The sequence below is a fragment of the Pseudomonas sp. R4-34-07 genome, assembly GCF_003852375.1.
Taxonomy (GTDB): Bacteria; Pseudomonadota; Gammaproteobacteria; order Pseudomonadales; family Pseudomonadaceae; genus Aquipseudomonas.
On the sequence record NZ_CP027760.1, the window covers coordinates 1,888,548 to 1,901,374 of the forward strand.

Genomic DNA, 12,827 nt, shown 5'->3' on the forward strand with positions numbered 1-12,827 from the left:
ATCGGGGCATAGGTATCTACACAACTTTGTAGCAGCATAAGTAACCACGATGCGAAGCGAGCCGCTCTTGATCTTGCTCTTGATCTTAAGCGCCCCGTTAAACCACGCTGGCCGGAATTCGACAGTGATTTGGGGGGTAAACCGGCAGGGATGCCGGTTTAGCCGCCCCGCGCCATGGATGGCGCGTGGCGGCGGCCCCCCAAATCACTGTCGGATTACGGGCACACCGAGCCTAAGCGAGATGCCGAGTGGTGGGGCAAGAGCGTTTTGCTTACTTTTGCGCTTTTCAAAAGTGAGACGCCGTAAGGGCGGAACCCATAGCAGCCGTTACCGCAGCAACGGATATGTACTCGCCCTGATCCAGCATCCTGGTCGGCTGTCAGGCCGCCATCGGGAGCAAGCCCCCTCCCACATTGGAACGCATTTCAAATGTGGGAGGGGGCTTGCCCCCGATGGCGGTAGTGGCCTAGGTGGAGATCTTGAGGCCAATAAGCCCGCAAATGATCAACGCCACGCTGGCCAACCGAAACAGCGCCATGGATTCCCCAAACAGGATAATCCCGGCGATCACCGTGCCCACTGCACCCACCCCGGTCCATACGGCGTAGGCGGTGCCCAGCGGCAGCTCCTTCACGGCCAGCCCCAGCAGGCCAAGGCTGATGGCCATGGCGGCAATGGTCAGTGCGGTGGGCAGGGGCTTGCTGAAACCGTCGGTGTACTTCAGGCCGACAGCCCAGCCGACTTCGAATAACCCGGCAAAAAACAGAATGATCCAGGACATGATGACCTCGCTTCTTCAGGCGGGGTCGTCCCCGGATTCAACGCTCGTTGGCGTCGCGGGGTCGTCCCCGCGAAGCGCTTAGAGTGCCGAACATGCACCCCACGATCAAGTTTGCGGGGGGTTCTCCAGCGCGCGGCGGTCTTCCTTCTCGCTCATGCGGCGAAAATAGGTCGAGAGCAACGCCCCGGAAATATTGTGCCAGACGCTGAACAGCGCACTGGGCACCGCCGCCAGCGGCGAGAAGTGCGCGCTCGCCAGCGCGGCGCCGAGCCCGGAGTTCTGCATACCCACTTCCAGCGCCAGTGACTTGCGTTGGGCCAAGGGCAGCTTGAACAGTCGCCCGGTGAAGTAACCGAGCAAATAGCCGAAGCTGTTGTGCAGCATCACCACGGCCATGATCAACAGGCCCGACTCGGCAATTTTCGCCTGGCTGGCGGCAACCACCGCTGCGACGATGATCACGATGCTGACCACCGAGACCAGCGGCAACACGTCGACCGCATGCCGTACCCGACTCCCCAGCAGCCGCTGCGCGATCACCCCGAGCACGATAGGCAGCAGCACCACTTGCAGGATCGACCAGAACAACTCCATGAACGACACCGGCAGCCAGGCCGAGGCCAGCAACCAGATCAACGCCGGCGTGAGCAGCGGGGCGAGGAGGGTGGTGACGGCGGCGATGGCTACCGACAGCGCCAGGTCGCCACGGGCCAGCCAAGTCATCACGTTGGATGAAGTGCCGCTTGGGCAGCAGCCGACCAGAATCACCCCGACGGCAATTTCCGGCGGCAGGTGAAAGACCTGGCACAACAGCCACGCCACGCCTGGCATGATCACAAAGTGCGCGACCACGCCGAGGGCGACGCGCCAGGGATGGCGGGCCACCTCAGCGAAGTCTTCAAGTTTCAAGGTCAGGCCCATGCCGAACATCACCAGGCCCAGCAACGGCACGATGGCGCTTTTCAGGCCGATGAACCACGCGGGTTCGAGGAAGGCGAGCACCGCAAAAATCAGCACCCAGTAGGCGAAGGTATTGCCGACGAAGCGGCTCAGGGCGGCGAGTGCGCGCATGGGGTAGTCCTTGTTATAGAAATTTGTAAATGCGGTCGAATGTGGGAGGGGGCTTGCCCCCGATGGCGGTGGATCAGTCAAAGGTGCTTTGGCTGACACTCTGCCATCGGGAGCAAGCCCCCTCCCACATTTTGCGCTTCACTCGGCTTAGATGCCTTGTGGCGTCTCTTCACCGCCCAGTGCTTCGATCAGCGCTGGCAGGAACTCGCCGAAGGTCAGCATCATCAGGGTAAAGCTGGCGTCCAGTTGGCCCAGGGCTTCGTCGCCGCCGTCCTGTTCGGCCTGGTCCTGCAGCAGGTCTTCGAACTTCAGGCGCTTGACGGTCATTTTGTCGTCGAGCATGAAGGACAGCTTGTCCTGCCAGGCCAGGGACAATTGGGTCACGACTTTACCGGTGGTCAGGTGCAGCTGGATTTCTTCGCCGGTCAGGTCCTGGCGCTTGCAGCGCACGATGCCGCCGTCTTCGTGGGTGTCGCGCAGTTCGCATTCGTCGAGCACGAAGAAGTCGTCGGCGGGTTTCTGGGTGGTGACCCAGTCGGTCATGATCGCCGTCGGTGCGGTTTTCACGGTCAGTGGGCGAACGGGCAGGGTGCCGATCACTTCGCGCAAGGTAGAAAGCAAGTCTTCGGCGCGTTTCGGGCTGGCCGAGTTCACCAGGATCAGGCCCTGTTTCGGCGCGATGGCGGCGAAGGTCGACGAGCGACGAATAAAGGCGCGCGGCAGGAACGCCTGGATGATTTCATCCTTGATCTGGTCGCGTTCCTTTTTATAGACCTTGCGCATTTGCTCGGCCTCGATCTCCTCGACCTTCTCTTTAACCGCATCGCGCACCACGCTGCCCGGCAGGATGCGTTCTTCCTTGCGTGCGGCGATCAGCAGGAAGTCGCCGCTGACGTGCACCAGGGGCGCGTCTTCACCTTTACCGAAAGGCGCGACGAAACCGTAAGTCGTCAACTCCTGGCTTGCGCACGGGCGCGCCAGTTTGGTGGCCATGGCCGCTTCCAACGCCTCGGCATCAACGGGCAGATCTTGGGTCAGGCGATAGATAAGCAGGTTCTTGAACCACATGGGGTGAGTCTCTCCTCTATACAAAGGGGGGCATTATTCTCTTGATCACGCCCCAGGCCAACCCTGCGTAAGCCATTGGAAGGGCTGAAAAAAAAGATTTAAGAAAGTGCTTGCCAGACCTGGGGGCGCTCCGTAGAATGCGCGCCACACCGAAACGAAGGGTGATTAGCTCAGCTGGGAGAGCATCTGCCTTACAAGCAGAGGGTCGGCGGTTCGATCCCGTCATCACCCACCATTCGCTTCAAGTGTTACGCGCAGCGGTAGTTCAGTCGGTTAGAATACCGGCCTGTCACGCCGGGGGTCGCGGGTTCGAGTCCCGTCCGCTGCGCCATATTCGGTAACCTGGAACGCTGAACGCCAGGTCACCACAAGAAGCCCGCTCATTGAGCGGGCTTTTTATTGTGCGAAATATGGCAAAAAGTCGTGCGGTAAACTTTTTTTAAATAAACTGCATTTAAATCAAGACATTACGATTTTTTGATGTATGATGCGCCCACACCGAAACGAAGGGTGATTAGCTCAGCTGGGAGAGCATCTGCCTTACAAGCAGAGGGTCGGCGGTTCGATCCCGTCATCACCCACCATTCGCTTCATGTGTTACGCGCAGCGGTAGTTCAGTCGGTTAGAATACCGGCCTGTCACGCCGGGGGTCGCGGGTTCGAGTCCCGTCCGCTGCGCCATATTCGGTAACCTGGAACACTGAACGCCAGGTCGCCACAAGAAGCCCGCTCATTGAGCGGGCTTTTTTTCGTCTGCACAATTTCGCTGCAATTGCATCCCCAACCACGGTTTTAATAAGACGGTTAAGCTGCGTCGTTAGAACAACGGGAGGGGCGTCATGCAGCACCTGGATCACTTATCCTTGCACTTGTTCATTCTGGTCTGTGAAGAGGGCACGATTGCACGCGCCAGCGAGCGGGCATTCATTGCGCCGTCGGCGGTCAGTAAACGTATTTCCGATATTGAGGCGCGGTTTGGTACGCCGCTGCTGAACCGCAGCAAGCGCGGGGTCGAACCGACGCCGGCGGGGTTGGCGCTACTTCGGCACGCTCGGTCCCTGACGCGGGCCATGGAGCGGCTCGATAGCGAGCTTAGCGAATACGCTGAAGGCGCCCGAGGACATGTGCGGGTATTGGCAAACATCTCATCAATCATGGAGTTCCTGCCCGAGGAACTGTCGGACTTCATGATCGAGCACCCAAGAATCCAGGCAGACATCGAAGAGCGTTTCAGTCCCGACGTGGTGCGCGGGGTAGCCGAAGGCAATGCCGATTTAGGTATTTGTCGACGATCAATGGCCGTGGGCGATCTGGAATTTCTGCCCTATCGTCGGGATCACCTGGCGGTCGTCGTAGGGGCGCAGCATGCCCTGGCCGGTCGTACCCATATTGCGTTCGCAGAGACCCTGGCCTTTGATCACTTGGGGCTGTCGGCTTTCGCCACGTTGAATAACTTCATGCGCAGTGAAGCGACGAAGGAGGGCCATGAGCTGCGGTTTCGCTCCTATGTGTCGTCATTTGACGCAGCTTTTCGGCTGGTGCAATTCGGCTTGGGACTTGCCGTATTCCCCCTGGAAGCAGTGGAGCGGTATGCGCGGTTGTTTGACTTGCGGATTATCCCTCTGACCGACGATTGGGCATTGGGTGAGTTTGTTATCTGTGTCCGTGACCGGGATGCACTTTCGCTGTCGGCCCGGCGATTGCTGGATCATCTGCTTTTGCGCGCGACATCGCTTGCGCCCCGCACCTGACTGTATCCGTCGCCGTTGGCGATGGATCACCGCGTAAATGACGTCTTTTTGCTGACTCCCTGGCTCTCTAATCTGAAGGTGCGCTTCAGCCTGTGAGAGCTTTTTTCATGACAACAATAACAATCAACGAAGTCGGCATGCGTGATGGTTTGCAAAGCCTTCAAGCCACTATGCCGACATCCGCCAAACGACAATGGATTGATGCCGCCTATGCCGCAGGTGTGCGGTACATGGAGGTCGCGTCCTTTGTTCCCGCCAAACTGTTGCCGCAGATGGCCGATGCCAAAGAAGTCGTCGCCCATGCCTTGAGTTTTCCGGATCTGGTTGTCACGGTCCTGGCGCCTAACCTGCGCGGCTGTCGCGATGCGCTGGAATCCGGCGCGCACCGTATCATTGCGCCCGTGTCCGTCAGCGCAGCCCACAGCCTGGCCAATGTGCGCCGTACTCCGTTGGAAATGGTCGAAGAGCTGGCGCGAATGTGCCAGCTGCGTACTGAATTTGGTTTGCACAACGTTCAAGTGATTGCCGGCATGTCCGTGGCCTTCGGCTGTACCCGCCAAGGTGATGTGCCATTGAGCGATCTCTGCGCGTTGACCGGGCATGTGCTGCAAGCCGGCTGCGATCTTGTGTCCCTGGGAGACACCACGGGCTACGCCAATCCCGGCCAAGTGGCGACCACCTTGCAGGCGGTTCGCGCCATCGCAGGTGACAAGCTCAGGGCCGCGCACTTCCACGACACTCGAGGCCTGGCGCTTGCCAATAGCCTGGTCGCCGTTCAGCAAGGTATCACCGAGCTCGACTCGTCACTGGCCGGATTGGGCGGTTGTCCGTTCGCACCGGGTGCATCCGGCAATACGGTTACAGAAGACTTGGTGTTCATGCTGCAAAGCATGGGCTACGAGACGGGCATCGACCTGGCAGCCCTGATCGCTTCCCGCCATGTGCTGAGCGAAGCACTGCCGCACGAGACGCTCTATGGCTGCATTGCACGAGCTGGCCTGCCACTCAATTACGCATCAGTTGCCGGTCGCGTCTGAACCTGCCCGATCAAGGAGAACCCTAATGTCCAGGCTTCCATTGGACGGCATTCGTGTCGTTGAAATTTCTCACATGGTGATGGGCCCGACCTGCGGAATGATCCTCGGTGACCTCGGTGCCGAGGTGATCAAGATTGAACCGATCCGTGGCGACGGTACACGCCGTCTGCTAGGCGCCGGTGCCGGTTTTTTTCGCACGTTCAACCGCAACAAACAGTGCATCGCCATCGACGTCAACACTCAACAAGGACGAGATGCGGTACTGGAGCTGATCGATACCGCTGACGTATTCATCGAGAACTTCAAGCCCGGCCGCATGAGCGAACTCGGCTTTGGTTACGCGGCGATTCGAGCGCGTAACCCGCGCATTATCTACGCCTCGCACAAAGGCTTTCTCAACGGCCCCTACGACAATCGCCTGGCCCTGGATGAAGTTGTGCAAATGATGGCAGGCCTGGCCTATATGACCGGCCCGGTAGGCAGGCCTCTGCGTGCCGGCAGTTCGGTGAACGACATCATGGGCGGCATGTTCGGTGCTATCGGTGTGCTTGCTGCGCTCAACGATCGTCATGTCACCGGCGTCGGTCGTGAAGTGCAAAGCGCGCTTTACGAAAACTGCGTATTGCTCGCTGCTCAGCATATGCAGCAATACGCCGTGACCGGCCAAGCGGCTGCACCGATGCCAAACCGTATCAGTGCATGGGCCATTTACGATGTATTCGAGTTTGCCAATGGGGAGCAGATGTTCGTCGCCGCCACGGGTGAAGGTCAGTGGACCGCTCTGTGTCAATTGCTCGGCCAGACCGCGTTGCTGGACGACCAGACCCTTGCTACCAACAATGATCGCGTGTTGCAGCGGCCACGTCTGCTGGCTCACTTGGCTGAAGTCTTTGCCGGCATGGACGCTCAAGCGCTGGCCCTGGAACTTGAGGCCAACAGTATTCCGTTTGCTCCGATTCGACGGCCCGAGGAACTGTTCGAGGATCCTCATCTGCTGCACAGCGGTGGCCTGGCAAATCTTGAACTTGAAGACGGATCGTTCACCGCCATGCCACTGCTGCCGTTGTCCCTGGATGGCGAGCGACTGCAACCCCGTCGATCTATCCCACGCATCGGCGAGCACACCCACAACGTCATGCGTGAACTGGGCTACAGCGACGAACACATTGCCGAGCTGTGTGCCGCCGGTGTCCTGAAAACCGACGCTCAGCCTTGAGGAAGAACTGCCATGGCTATTTATCAATACGACACCCTTGTTCCTGTCATTCACGCCGAAACTTTCATCGCGCAAGACGCTACCGTCATCGGCAATGTCACGCTGGCGCAGGGCGTCAGTGTCTGGCCGCAGGCTGTTCTGCGGGGTGACAACGAGCCGATTCACATCGGTCAGCACAGCAATGTGCAGGAGGGGGCGGTGCTGCACGCCGACCCGGGATTTGCGCTGACGGTGGGCGAGGGCGTCACTATCGGCCACCAGGCCATGTTGCACGGTTGCACTGTCGGCGACGGAGCGCTGATCGGGATTCAGGCTGTTGTGCTCAATGGCGCGGTCATCGGCAGGAATTGCCTGGTCGGCGCCGGGGCGGTTGTCACCGAAGGCAAGGTGTTCCCGGACAACTCACTTATTCTCGGCGCACCTGCCAAAGTCGTGCGCGAACTGACACCTGAAGCCATTGCCGGCATGCATCGAAACGCCGCCGACTATGTCGTCAAAGGTCAGGCTTACAAGGCCAAACTTATTCTGATCGGCTGAACCCATTGAGCAGGGTTCCTCAAGAGCCTTGCCTCTCTCCAATAATTACAACAATGGAGAAACATCATGGTTGCCATGACTGGCGAGATCGCGCTTGCGCGCAACGCAGAAACAATCAATGAACTGCTGCTCTACCGGCGTGTGGCCTGGCGAATCATGCCGCTGGCCATTATCTGTTTTCTCTTTTCCTATTTTGACCGGATCAACATCAGCTTCGCCAAGACCCAGATGCAGCAAGAATTGGGTTTGTCCGACGCGGCGTACGGCCTGGCCGCGAGCATGTTTTTTTTCGGCTACGTGCTGTTTGAAGTTCCCAGCAGCCTGGGGCTCAAGCGCTATGGCGCACCTGCCTGGATCTGTCGGATCATGATCTCCTGGGGGTTGGCAACGGCGGCGTTAATGTTCGCCTACACGCAATACACCCTGTACTTCCTGCGTTTTCTGATCGGCGTCATGGAAGCCGGTTTTGGCCCGGCGATCCTGTTCTACCTGGCGTGCTGGTTTCCCAAGAAGCACCTGGCGAAGATGAATGGCCTCTGGTTCCTTGCTGTACCCCTGGCAGGCGCGGTCGGGGGGCCAGCGGCAGGAATCCTGTTGGGCACGATGGATGGCGTGTTCGGTCTGGCTGGCTGGCACTGGCTGTTCCTGATGTCCGGACTGCCCTGTGTGGTGCTCGGCCTGCTAGTGCTGTGGAAGCTGGACCGAGACATCGAATCGGCCAAATGGTTAAGCCGTAGCGAGAAGGATCTGCTGGCGGCGAACCTGGCGCATGACAAAGTCAACGATAAGCCGGTATTGGGGTCCTTGTGGCGTGTGTTGCTGACCCGGGAAGTCGCGATCATGGCGTTCATCTACTTTGTGATCAAGACAGCTTCTTATGGCCTCAACTTCTGGATGCCGCACCTGATCAAGTCGTCCGGTGTACAGAGTCTATTCTGGATAGGGATGCTTTCGGCGCTGCCTTACATCGTGGCCTGTATCGGCATGATATGGCTGACCCGGCGTTCCGATCGTACGGGTGAGCGCAAGACTTACCTTGTTCTGTGCCTGTTGGCGGCAGCCGTCGGCTATCTGTTGGCTTGCCTGTTCTCGGATTCATCCTGGGCCATGATGGCAGCGCTCGTACTCGCTACTGCGGGTACCTTTATTGCGATCCCGATTTTCTGGACCATCCCGCAATCGACCTTTTCGGGACTGGCGATCGCCACGGGGACTGCGGCGATCAACTCCATCGGTCAACTGAGCGGTATGGTTGCCCCGGTGATGGTGGGAAAAATCAACGATCTGTCCGGCTCTACCTACATGGGCATGCTCTCCATCGCACCGCTGATTCTGGTCGCGGGTTTTGTGGTCCTGCGCTACGTCAAGAATCCCGGGGCCTGACCCCGTTATGCAATCCTGCAGGGATAATCCGCTGAATCCGCCCGGCAGGCTTTGTGCTTCAGCCGATCGCTTGGGTCACCAGCGCAAACTCGGTGACCCCGGCGCTTGATCGGGGCGGCACACCGCGCACCATCCGTGGCGAGTTATCCACGCAGGGCAGCCCCAGGTTTTCCAGCCAGTCGGCCAACCCGCATGCGGTGGGAATATCCAAACGCACGAACGCACCCGGGATCAACCGAAGAAGGTGAGTGATCAAGTGTCGGGCCTGCTCCGGGTGTTGCGCGACGACGGGGCCAATGAGGTGGCCGCGACCAAACTGGCGGAGCAGGGCGCACCCTTGCAGGTGCCCCTCTACTTCGACGCCCACCACGTGCTCGGCCGTCGGCAGCAGGTCGTTGAGTACACCGGTGCGGTCCAGGCCGCTGGCGGCATTGGCCAGTTCGATTACCTTGGGGTAGTCGGCCCGGTTCAGTACGCGACACTGCGCGTGGCGGGTCTCGGGTAGGGGCTCCGGCGTCTGCGGCACGCCCTGATGTTGCTGAATCCGCGCAAATTCAACGAATCCCATGCTGGCGTACAGCGGCGCGCCTGACTCGGTGGCATTGAGGATCGGCGTGCGCGGGCCCACGCTGTCCAGGCACAGATTCATCAAGCGACGCCCGATGCCTTTGCGCTGGTGCTGATGACTGACGATCACCAGGCCGATGGACGAATAAGCCCCCTGATGGCAGGCGAATGCGACGCCTGCCAAGACACCGTCCTGTTCGGCGACGAAGCCTTCGGATGTGCGCTGCACCATCGCCCAGTCTTCCTCGCGGTGCGGCCATTTGAGGTGCATGGACAGTGCATGGGCGGCGGGCATGTCGGCGGCGGTTGCCGGGCGATACAGGTAAGCGCAATTCACATCGGTTTCCTCTGCTGGCAAGCAGGCACCGAGCCTACAGTGCGTTGCGGCTGTGGCGGTAATCGCTGACGGCCTCGTACACCGCCTTGCGCAGGCGGTTGATGCCGCCGATGGGGCGGTGTTCTTCCACGCCGAACCAGGGGTTGAATGACTGGTTGTCACAGGCGAGATTCAGCGCGGGCGTGTCGAAGTCCTGCGCGGGAATCCGCACCTTGGCCACGGTTTCAAAAGGTGCGTCGCTTTCCTTCCATTCGATGCTGGTGTCTTCAATGGGCATGAATGTCTGCGGGTTCTGTCGCTGGATCTGCAACACGAAGCACGCGGGTACGCGGTCGGCGGAGAGCTGCTGGTTCAGGGCGCTGCGCAGGAAGTTCGGCAGGTCCAGGTTCTGTTTGGGCAATGTATATTCCGGACAGCTTTGCGGGTCGGGGGCGACGCGGAACTTGGCGTTGGCCGCACCGAACTTGTAAGGCGAAACCGAAAAGTAGGTGGTCTGCGTCGGGCTGGCCGGGGCGGGGGCGAGGGTTGCCAGGGCGATGAACAGGTGGCGTATCTGCCAGGTGCGTGGGTCTGCCTTGGGGAAGAACGCCAGCGCTTTCTTGCCATCCGCCTGGGCCCCGATGTTCTGCGCATATTCGGCCACATCGCTGACAAAGAAGTTCGGGTGGCTGAACATCACGAAGTCCTGTTCCGTGCGCGCTTGCTGATCGGCCATCAGCTGTTTGCCCGGTACATCCAGCAGTTTGATGGCCATACCGCGGGCATCGCGGATGCTGTCGAATTGCGGGTAGGCGTTGCCGTTGGACAAGCGCATCGTCGCCTGCCAGGTCTTGCCCGGCTCGGCGAATACACCCTGGCGCAAGGCCGGGTCGAGGTCGGCCAGCACGCTGACTTCGGCTTTCACACAGCCATGCGCCTTGGCATGGGCATCGCGCAGGTAGCGCGTGCCTTCGCGGTGCTGGTCGACGATGCGTACCGCCGTCTGAATGATGCCCTGGGTCATGGCGGCCTCGCCGGGCGGAATCTGCTCATTTGGCGACACCGGGCCGCTGTGTTGCCAGGCGTACCAGGCGCTGGCGCCGAGCCAACCGAGCAGGCCAAGACCCACCAGCCACAGCAAGGTTTTACCGAGAAACCCGCCGAGACGCAGCCAGAGGCGGGCGAGCAGGGAAGGTCGGTCATAGCGGGATCGAGTCATCATGGCAGTTGTTGCTCCAGCGGGCCGCCCAGCACTTTGAGGTATTCCAGCAGCGCCCAGCGTTCCTGCGGCAGCAAGCCACGGCCGATGACGCCGTTGCCACGCTGGCCGGCACGGAATTCGTGGCCGCTGTTGTGGTTGCCGGTAATCTTGGTGTCGAACAGGAAGGCGTTCTTGAAGGCAGTGGTTTCAAAGCCCAGGTGACGCGGGTCGTAGTTGAACGTGCCTTTATAGAAGGTGCTGCTGCGTTCATCCTGGGGTGAAAGCAACTGGTAAATCGTCGGCACGGAACCGTTGTGCAGGAACGGCGGGGTGGCCCACACGCCCGCTAGCGGCCGGGCTTTGTAAGCACGTAATTCGCGCACCCCGATGGGCAGGTCAAACCCATCCAGGCCGGGGCGTTCGGCGGGAGTCACGCCTGCGGCGCGGTAGGCGTGTTCTTCAACGAACGCGGTGACATATGCCAGGCCCTGGGCCACGGACAGGTGTTTGGGGTCCAGTGGCGTGGTTGGTGTGGGGTGCAGCTGCACATTGAGCGTGGCCAGTTCCGCTGGGTCCCATTGCAGGGCGCTGAGGTCGTAGCGCTGGTCGGCAATGTTGTTGGCGGTATTGGGGTCGGTGCCGATGTAGTCCACCGCCAGCATCTTCAATTGTTGCACCGGGCGACCCTTGTCCTGGGTGACGCTGGGCACGTGGCAACCTGCGCAGTTTTCCGCGAACAGTGCGCGGCCTCGAGCGGCGAGCGGTTTGTCGATGGCGCCGAACAGCTCTTGCGGCCAGATGGGCGGCTTGAGGCGCTGCAAGGTTTCTTCGATCAGGTTCAGATCACGCACGCGTACGCTGGACGGGTAGCGCGCGTCGCCCTGCAAAGGCTGGCTGGCAGCGTCGAAGAAGTCCAGGGTCGCGCCGACGCCGAGGGCTTCACCGATATTGCGTGCCATGGGTTGCTGGGCCGAACCGTTCCATTGCACCCAGTCGAAGGTCCAGATATCCCACAGCTGCGGGTAGTCCACCGGGGCGTTGGCGATGCGGTAGTTCTGCGGCGAAATGGCATCGCCGAAGCTGGCATTGGCGATGCGGCCGAAGGCGTCGGTGCGCCCCGGTCCTTCTTCGGTGGGGTAGAGGCCCCGGTGGGTATCGTTCCAGGCGACCTTAATGAATGTGTCCAACGACTGTTTGAAGTCCCGGCGCAGTTGGCTGTGCTCGGCTTCGTAGCGGTCGCCCAGGACCTGGCGGGCGAAGCGCTCGAACTTCCACGGGTTGTAATAAGTTGCCGCAAGGCTGGCGACCAGGGCTTGGCCGAAGCTGCCGCCGCGCAAGGTCGGCACGCTTGACGGCAGCACATGCTGGGCTGAGCCGCCGTCGATGCGCAGGGCCTGGCCCTTGAAGTGCAACTCACCGGTGTGGCAGGCGGCGCAGGTGATATCCAGGTATTCAACGTCGCTGCCGGCATTTTTATGCCGGGCGAAACCTACAGGCAGGTTGCCGGGGTTTTGCGTGGTGGGCACTTGCTTGGGGTCGACCAGGAAACCGAAACGGGCCAGGTACTCAGGCGTGGCAAAACGGCGCTCGGAAAACGGCAGCTCCAGGGCGCTGAACCAGTCGTAGTGCAGGCCTTTGACCTGGGTGCCCTGGGGTGTGAAGTAGTAGGTCTGGCGGTCGGCGGCGCTCCATTGATCCTGGTAGTGCACCTGCTCCACGGGCACGTAATCCGGCAGCTTGGGGTTGACGATGTAGTAGAGCACCACGGCCAGAATCAGGCCCAGGGCGATGAGGATCACGAGGAAAACACGGGAAAAAATGCGCAAGTTAACTATCCTTGTCGAGTTATCACGTTGTTATGCCACTACGCCAAGGGTGCGGCAAGTGGCCATGAGCCTGG

11 protein-coding genes and 4 tRNA genes are annotated in these 12,827 nt (G+C 60.3%); 9 read left to right on the forward strand and 6 right to left on the reverse strand.

Going from position 1 to position 12,827, the window contains the following annotated elements:
• Positions 1–466: 466 nt before the first annotated feature.
• The 3 genes from sugE to rdgC form a co-directional block, all read right to left on the reverse strand.
• The gene (gene sugE, locus C4J85_RS08695) at positions 467–781 is read right to left on the reverse strand and encodes a quaternary ammonium compound efflux SMR transporter SugE (protein WP_124406751.1); all 315 of its coding nucleotides are present in this window, start codon (positions 779–781) and stop codon (positions 467–469) included.
• Positions 782–886: 105 nt separating this feature from the next.
• Entirely contained in the window at positions 887–1,852 is a 966-nt protein-coding gene (locus C4J85_RS08700; RefSeq protein ID WP_124409443.1) for a bile acid:sodium symporter family protein, read from the reverse strand.
• 147 nt (positions 1,853–1,999) lie between these two features.
• Entirely contained in the window at positions 2,000–2,920 is a 921-nt protein-coding gene (rdgC, locus tag C4J85_RS08705; RefSeq protein ID WP_124357762.1) for a recombination-associated protein RdgC, read from the reverse strand.
• A 159-nt stretch (positions 2,921–3,079) separates the two neighbouring features.
• On the opposite strand from rdgC, the gene C4J85_RS08710 reads away from it, so the two are divergent.
• From C4J85_RS08710 to C4J85_RS08750, 9 genes are all read left to right on the forward strand, one after another.
• Positions 3,080–3,155: transfer RNA gene (locus C4J85_RS08710), tRNA-Val, on the forward strand.
• Positions 3,156–3,174: 19 nt separating this feature from the next.
• Positions 3,175–3,251, forward strand: a tRNA-Asp gene (locus C4J85_RS08715).
• A gap of 177 nt (positions 3,252–3,428) precedes the next feature.
• A tRNA-Val gene (locus tag C4J85_RS08720) sits at positions 3,429–3,504 on the forward strand.
• A gap of 19 nt (positions 3,505–3,523) precedes the next feature.
• Positions 3,524–3,600: transfer RNA gene (locus tag C4J85_RS08725), tRNA-Asp, on the forward strand.
• A gap of 158 nt (positions 3,601–3,758) precedes the next feature.
• Entirely contained in the window at positions 3,759–4,670 is a 912-nt protein-coding gene (locus C4J85_RS08730; protein WP_124409444.1) for a LysR family transcriptional regulator, read from the forward strand.
• A 107-nt stretch (positions 4,671–4,777) separates the two neighbouring features.
• Entirely contained in the window at positions 4,778–5,707 is a 930-nt protein-coding gene (locus C4J85_RS08735) for a hydroxymethylglutaryl-CoA lyase (protein WP_124406754.1), read from the forward strand.
• Positions 5,708–5,732: 25 nt separating this feature from the next.
• Positions 5,733–6,923 (forward strand): CaiB/BaiF CoA-transferase family protein, encoded by a 1,191-nt coding sequence (locus C4J85_RS08740; protein WP_124406755.1) that lies wholly within the window; start codon positions 5,733–5,735, stop codon positions 6,921–6,923.
• A gap of 12 nt (positions 6,924–6,935) precedes the next feature.
• Positions 6,936–7,460, forward strand: coding sequence for a gamma carbonic anhydrase family protein (locus C4J85_RS08745; RefSeq protein ID WP_124409445.1), 525 nt, complete (start codon positions 6,936–6,938; stop codon positions 7,458–7,460).
• A gap of 66 nt (positions 7,461–7,526) precedes the next feature.
• Positions 7,527–8,843: an MFS transporter gene (locus C4J85_RS08750; protein WP_124409446.1), complete on the forward strand. Its 1,317-nt coding sequence runs from the start codon at positions 7,527–7,529 to the stop codon at positions 8,841–8,843.
• Positions 8,844–8,901: 58 nt separating this feature from the next.
• Here C4J85_RS08750 and C4J85_RS08755 read toward each other — a convergent pair whose 3' ends face one another.
• The 3 genes from C4J85_RS08755 to C4J85_RS08765 all read right to left on the reverse strand — a co-directional run bounded on the left by C4J85_RS08755 (position 8,902) and on the right by C4J85_RS08765 (position 12,753).
• Positions 8,902–9,705, reverse strand: coding sequence for a GNAT family N-acetyltransferase (locus C4J85_RS08755; protein ID WP_177413580.1), 804 nt, complete (start codon positions 9,703–9,705; stop codon positions 8,902–8,904).
• 76 nt (positions 9,706–9,781) lie between these two features.
• The gene (locus C4J85_RS08760; RefSeq protein WP_124409448.1) at positions 9,782–10,948 is read right to left on the reverse strand and encodes a catalase family protein; all 1,167 of its coding nucleotides are present in this window, start codon (positions 10,946–10,948) and stop codon (positions 9,782–9,784) included.
• Positions 10,945–12,753, reverse strand: coding sequence for a di-heme-cytochrome C peroxidase (locus tag C4J85_RS08765; protein ID WP_124409449.1), 1,809 nt, complete (start codon positions 12,751–12,753; stop codon positions 10,945–10,947). Before C4J85_RS08765 ends, C4J85_RS08760 begins: the two co-directional genes overlap by 4 nt.
• Positions 12,754–12,827 lie beyond the last annotated feature (74 nt).

What these genes read in the sequence shown, in the direction of transcription:
- C4J85_RS08700 (WP_124409443.1), bottom strand. Translation starts at nt 1,852, where the DNA reads ATGCGCGCACTCGCCGCCCTGAGCCGCTTCGTCGGCAATACCTTCGCC.
- C4J85_RS08750 (WP_124409446.1), top strand. Translation starts at nt 7,527, where the DNA reads ATGGTTGCCATGACTGGCGAGATCGCGCTTGCGCGCAACGCAGAAACA.
- C4J85_RS08740 (WP_124406755.1), top strand. Translation starts at nt 5,733, where the DNA reads ATGTCCAGGCTTCCATTGGACGGCATTCGTGTCGTTGAAATTTCTCAC.
- C4J85_RS08735 (WP_124406754.1), top strand. Translation starts at nt 4,778, where the DNA reads ATGACAACAATAACAATCAACGAAGTCGGCATGCGTGATGGTTTGCAA.
- C4J85_RS08745 (WP_124409445.1), top strand. Translation starts at nt 6,936, where the DNA reads ATGGCTATTTATCAATACGACACCCTTGTTCCTGTCATTCACGCCGAA.
- C4J85_RS08730 (WP_124409444.1), top strand. Translation starts at nt 3,759, where the DNA reads ATGCAGCACCTGGATCACTTATCCTTGCACTTGTTCATTCTGGTCTGT.
- rdgC (WP_124357762.1), bottom strand. Translation starts at nt 2,920, where the DNA reads ATGTGGTTCAAGAACCTGCTTATCTATCGCCTGACCCAAGATCTGCCC.
- C4J85_RS08760 (WP_124409448.1), bottom strand. Translation starts at nt 10,948, where the DNA reads ATGATGACTCGATCCCGCTATGACCGACCTTCCCTGCTCGCCCGCCTC.
- C4J85_RS08755 (WP_177413580.1), bottom strand. Translation starts at nt 9,705, where the DNA reads ATGCCCGCCGCCCATGCACTGTCCATGCACCTCAAATGGCCGCACCGC.
- sugE (WP_124406751.1), bottom strand. Translation starts at nt 781, where the DNA reads ATGTCCTGGATCATTCTGTTTTTTGCCGGGTTATTCGAAGTCGGCTGG.